At 46.9% G+C, this 5,373-nt stretch carries 5 protein-coding genes; 4 read left to right on the top strand and 1 reads right to left on the bottom strand.

The genetic code is table 11. The annotated features are described in order from the left end of the window. Window positions 1–120: 120 nt before the first annotated feature. The 3 genes from F461_RS18335 to F461_RS16555 all read left to right on the top strand — a co-directional run bounded on the left by F461_RS18335 (window position 121) and on the right by F461_RS16555 (window position 1,244). Entirely contained in the window at window positions 121–591 is a 471-nt protein-coding gene (locus F461_RS18335) for a phage regulatory CII family protein (RefSeq protein WP_019999125.1), read from the top strand. Continuing rightward, the gene (locus F461_RS0100080) at window positions 588–878 is read left to right on the top strand and encodes a hypothetical protein (RefSeq protein ID WP_019999124.1); all 291 of its coding nucleotides are present in this window, start codon (window positions 588–590) and stop codon (window positions 876–878) included. The genes F461_RS18335 and F461_RS0100080 overlap by 4 nt, the downstream gene beginning before the upstream one ends. 66 nt (window positions 879–944) lie before the next feature. Continuing rightward, on the top strand, window positions 945–1,244 hold the full coding sequence (locus F461_RS16555; RefSeq protein ID WP_019999123.1) for a hypothetical protein: 300 nt from the start codon (window positions 945–947) through the stop codon (window positions 1,242–1,244). On the opposite strand, the gene F461_RS0100070 is transcribed toward F461_RS16555, so the two are convergent. Further along, the gene (locus F461_RS0100070) at window positions 1,215–2,459 is read right to left on the bottom strand and encodes a tyrosine-type recombinase/integrase (protein WP_162139274.1); all 1,245 of its coding nucleotides are present in this window, start codon (window positions 2,457–2,459) and stop codon (window positions 1,215–1,217) included. The two genes, F461_RS16555 and F461_RS0100070, sit on opposite strands and share 30 nt — an antisense overlap. Window positions 2,460–3,276: 817 nt before the next feature. Here F461_RS0100070 and F461_RS0100055 point away from each other — a divergent pair. After that, entirely contained in the window at window positions 3,277–5,199 is a 1,923-nt protein-coding gene (locus F461_RS0100055) for a DNA primase family protein (protein WP_019999119.1), read from the top strand. Window positions 5,200–5,373 lie beyond the last annotated feature (174 nt).

Below are 5,373 nucleotides of genomic sequence, written 5' to 3'. Positions count from 1 at the left end.
CCAAATTACATGGGACAGGCTGCATAAACATCACGCGCCCTGTCCTGCCTACCGATGCTGCTAACAGTGCCGCATACCTAGTAATACAGGCAACGTGCAATTTTTTGGAGAACTACCACCATGACAAAGTTACAACACCTCGCTTTTCCCGCTGCGCTTTCCCTTGCTCTGGGTGAAAGCGGCCTTTCTCGCGATGAAGCAGGGAACGCCATGGGCTGGAGTGTTAGCAAGACCAGCCGCGTTTTTAATGCAGAAGACAACTACTTTCCTGCCATCCCTTCTATACCGGATCTTTGTGTTGTTTTACGAAACGACATTATTTTGGACTGGCTCTGCGTGAACACTAAAGAACTCCGCAAAGGTCGGCACGACCTTTTGCCACAACTTAGCACGTTGGAAGTGCTTCAGCTGTTGAGTCAGATCGGTGAAGAGATGGGGGAAGTTAACGCTGAAGTCAACAAGGCGCTCGAGGGCGACAACAAAATTCAAAAACACGAAACGCCTAGAATTATCAAAAAAGCCCACCGAGTACTTGCCCGTTATCAGGAACTTATTATCGCAATGCACGCAGTGCAGGAGGAAGCATCATGATGAATCCATCCGTTATTGTTCGTCGTAAATTGGAATGCGTTCGCAACTCTGTTGGAGTGCTTGCGAAGCAGGAAGGGATTTGTGTGGAAGATCAGCTGAACATTAGCAACCTGTACCGCATGATTGCCCAGATTGATGAACGGCACCGTAACAAGCTGAAGCTTACAGGCCACGTTGTTATTCCGCTAAAGCGCAGAGCGTTGGCCGCAGATTGTTTGACTACTGCCGAACGCAATGAATTGGCCAAAAGAGTATGCGGTGGCGGGCACCATGATCCCGCAGCCTAACCTAAACATCACATTTGCATTTTTATCGCCTAATATAACGTGAATTTCTAACGAACTGGAGAGAACATGAATAAAGTAGATTGGGAACGCCCGCTGACTGAAGATGAGAAAGAATTTTTAGAACATATGATCGAAGGGCTGCCGAACTACATTGCACGGCAGCGGGTTCATATATTTCTCGGTGGGTGGTTTGAAGGCAAGACTCTTGCGAATGCAGATCTCAACGGCGACGGCCCACGTTCTATGATCAAAGGTGGTCGTCGCGTCTTATACGAAACTCGCGATCTTGTTGAATGGGCTATCCGCTATTTCGGCATTAAGCGCATAGAGAACAAATTACTCTTTGTCCGTGCGCGGGCGGCATAAAGCTTCTACCGCATCTTGTGTGGCGTCCGGCAATAAGTGTGCATAGCGTTGCGTCATTGTGAGCGTTTTATGGCGCATGAGCTTACGAATACGGTTCAGATCTACCCCGTTCATAGCCATCCAGCTTGCAAATGTATGGCGCAAGCTATGAAACACAATACGCTGCAAATTGCTTGTTGCATCATCATTCAAACCCAGTTCGTTTACCAACTCGGAGAACGTATGCGAAATATCCTTAACTTGACCCCACATCGGCGGAACGACCAGTTTCTGCCGTTTGTCGCGCTGCTTATTGCGGCGCGTCAACATATCGCGAACGATAGAATTCATAGGCACAGAGCCACCGGGCTTTCTATCCTTCTCGTTCTTAATGGTAATAATGCCGGCAAAGAAGTTTACGTCGCCCCATTCGAGGCGCTGAACTTCTCCAAGACGCAAGCCGGCATACAAGGCCAGAATTACACTGTCGTGGACATCCTGCCAACCTTGGGCATGCATGGCGTTGATCGTATTCTCGCGGCGCGTGATGCAAGCATTCAAGACCTGCTCTGCTTCATCGTAAGTCAAAAAGCGTTCACGTCTATTGGTGACGGTGGGCATTTCTACATGCGCCATTGGGGATTCACCAGTGAAGACCGGAATGCCCTCTACGGTGGTCAGCGCTGCCACGTTGAACACTCTACGGATAACGGCAAGCACATGCTTAACCGTGGCATCACTAAGGCCATCTTCGTACAGATCCTCGCGCAGGCGTTCAATGCAATCCGGATTAACCATGTCCAGCGGCAGATCTCCGATACTCGGATGGATGCGCTTTTCTGCGCGGAGGACATCATCACGCCAAGTACGCTTACGCTTCTGAGCCTTGGGAACGTAGTGATCATCAAAGAACTGTCTGAAAGTCAGCCTACCAGCCTGCGCCTTTGCGTGCTCAACGGCTTCGGTCTGCTGGCGTTGTTCTTCCAGCGCTCTGGCTTCAGCGAATGTTCCCGGCTTAATGCCGCGCTTGTAGTTCTGCTGCAATTCACCCATCGCACCAGTAGCTTTGCTGATCGTCCATCCTTCAGAAGCCCAACCCAGTGCCTCAGACACAACTTTACCGCTACGACTCCAGCGCACCAAGTAGTAGCGATCTGCTCTACCGGCATGCTTCCGTGTGGCGTGTTCTCTGTACTGAAGGCCGCGAACATTTGGGACTTTGATATACTTCCTCATGGGTACAGCATAGGTACAAGTTTTTTTGTGGTCAAGGGGTTCATGCGGAATCATACTGAATCACAACTCACTGTTTTTTCTAGAGAAGGAATCTCTAGGAACAATCAACTGTACCCACAATTGGATTCAAAATCCGCCGGCTTTACAGCTGTGGGAGTTCAAGTCTCCCTCTCGGTACCATGTGCATTTTCAAGGGGTTACGTACTGTCTTTACGACGGATCGTAATCCCTTTTTTGCGTTCTATGGGATAACTTCCCCCGTTACTCCCCCGCTTTTGGTTTCTCTTCCCGTATTTCTTTCCCTTTTCTCTCTATCCAGTATCCCAAAAAAAGACGCCGCATTAGCGGCTTCCTTACCCCACGCCGCGAACGCGCGTAGCAAGGGAGGGGTGAGGGCTGCTTCCACCACTCCCCCCGTTTCCCCCCTCTCCCCTCTCCAAGACCTCGCAGAAAGGTCTAAAGGGCAGTATTTAGCCCCAATTTATCGCTCCAAATCACATAGGTTCTTTCCAGCAATATTAGCAATACGGGTACACAGATGCGCAGAGTTTGTGCGGACGTGGTGTTGGAAAAAAACTGAAAATCTGAAAATCGTGCAATCCGCACCCGCTTTACTACCTGCCACCATTTTAAATTTAGTACAGACTGCCGCCCTTTCAAATTCGGCAGTCTGCACCCCAGTGCAAAAAATTGTTTCACGCAATTTTATTGCCACTCCTAAAACCTGTTTGAAGAAAAACTTACCGGAACCTTATGCTGTTTCTTTAAACTGGCAATGTGCTCCGCTTTCTTCTGATCACACATTGGAGGTGGCAGCATGAGCCATTCTAAAAAATCTACGCGCAAGAATTCTGTTACTAAACACAAAAAATCTGCCTCTACCAATAGTTCTCCCAGTAATTCTCCCCTTCCAACAGAAGACAACGCGCAAACAGCTGCGCCAGAACTTACTGTCGCTGAAATTGCACAACTCAGCTGCGCAGATCTGCGTGCGCTGATCCAGAAGCAAGTGGAAGAAGAGCGCCAGCAAGTTTGGGAACAGACAAAAAAAAACTACCCGAACAAAGAGAACCATCCCAAACGCCTTAATGATGAGCTCAAGACTCCACCGCCGGCTGTGATGGCTTGGAAAGTTATGCATGTTCCAGAAAAACGCGGCCCAAGAATTGACCGCCTAATGGATGCCGTGCGCCGTCAGCAATTGGGGGATGCAGAATTATTGGTTGATTTGATCGGAGACAGATTTTGTTTTGATCACAAGCGGGAAGTATTTATGCAGTTCGTCAATTCTCATTGGAAAGACGATGCAAAAAGACAGCACCGCAAGGAAGTTACTATTATGGCGGAGCAGTTTGATCGGGGAAGTAACTATCTATTTTCAAAATATAAAGAGCTTGAATCTCAGATAGAACAACTTTCTCTCAAGATTTCCCAAGCTGGAGACGAACCAGAACAGGCAGATTTAGCAGCAATTGCAAAGAAGAGAAAAGAACTCAAACAAAACAAGTATAATAGAAAAATGCTTGATGATCGTGCCTCAAAACTTCGCAATGATCGTCGTATTTCCGGCGTAATCAATATGGCTAAAAGTGGCGAAGACACGCTTGGTATTGAAGGTACAGAGTGGGACAAGGATCATACTCTGCTGCCTTGTGCTAACGGCATCATCGACTTGGAGACAGGCCACCTCTTACCGCCAGATCCAAAGTACAAAATGCGCCATGCTTCACCATATGAATACCGTGGGTTGCATGAAGAAGCACCGTTCTGGACTGATTTTCTGTACAAAATCTTCTGTAATAATATTGAGTTACTTGAATATTTTGAACGAGTCATTGGCTATGCAGTTACCGGCCTGACCAGCCATAAAGAAATCTACATCGCCATTGGCCCCACAGCCAACAATGGTAAATCGAGTTTATTTAATACAATCATGAAGGTTCTAGGTGGATACAGTTCCACTATCAGTAAGAGCGTATTGCTTCAGGGTAACAAGAAAAACGACGGTGCAGACCCTGCCTTAATGGCACTTGAGGGGCTGCGCATGGCTGTAGCATCTGAGCCAGACAGCAGCGAAACCTTTGATAAAGAAATCATTAAGCAGATTACCGGTGCAGATGAAGTTAGTACACGTGGCCTGTATGAATCACAGGTTGTTCTACAACTGTTTTGCAAATTGTTCGTTCACGCAAACTCTGTTCCCCGAATTAAAAATGCTGACCGAGCATTATTCGAACGTATGCGCTTAATCCCATTTAATGCACGCTTCACAAAGAATCTTAAAGAAGTCGATGAAGCCAAGCACATCTATCACGCTAAACCAAGCAATACTGTCAACGACAGGATAGAAGAAGAAGCCCCCGGCATATTGTCTTGGCTTGTTCGCTGCGCTCGAACTTTCCTCTCTGATCTTGACCTTACCCCACCACTAATAGTGAGGCATGAAGTCGAATCTTATACCGAAGATAACGATCCCATTGGGGCATGGGTTGACGATTGGTGCGAAGTGCATCCGCATGACTCAAATGTGCGAACAAAAGCCAATGATCTTTATGAATCATTCAAGTGCTACTGCATGGAAGAACTCAAGATAAACGAGAAGTATCTCATGAATAATAAAGGCTTTGGCTCTCAACTGACACAGCGTTTTAAGAAAAAGAAAATAAAAATTTTCTACTACTTCGGCATAAGCATCAAAGCTGGTTTCAAAGCTGAAGAGCGCCCTAGCTTACCCAAGTAAGGGAGACCTTCTTTACCCCCATTGGGAGACCTCAAAAAAAGGACGGTCTCCCAATACAACTATCTGTTTTTTAACTTTCTTTTATTTAAAGTAGACGATGTAGACCTTTCTTCAGAAAGCTAGAGGTAGAAAAAAAGAAAATGATGTGCAAAACAACCAAAAATCTCTGCCTTA

It is taken from the genome of Halodesulfovibrio aestuarii DSM 17919 = ATCC 29578 (genome assembly GCF_000384815.1).
GTDB classification, from domain to species: domain Bacteria; phylum Desulfobacterota; class Desulfovibrionia; order Desulfovibrionales; family Desulfovibrionaceae; genus Halodesulfovibrio; species Halodesulfovibrio aestuarii.
Note: the sequence above shows the minus strand (reverse complement) of the source record. Positions and strands in the feature narration are given on the sequence as shown.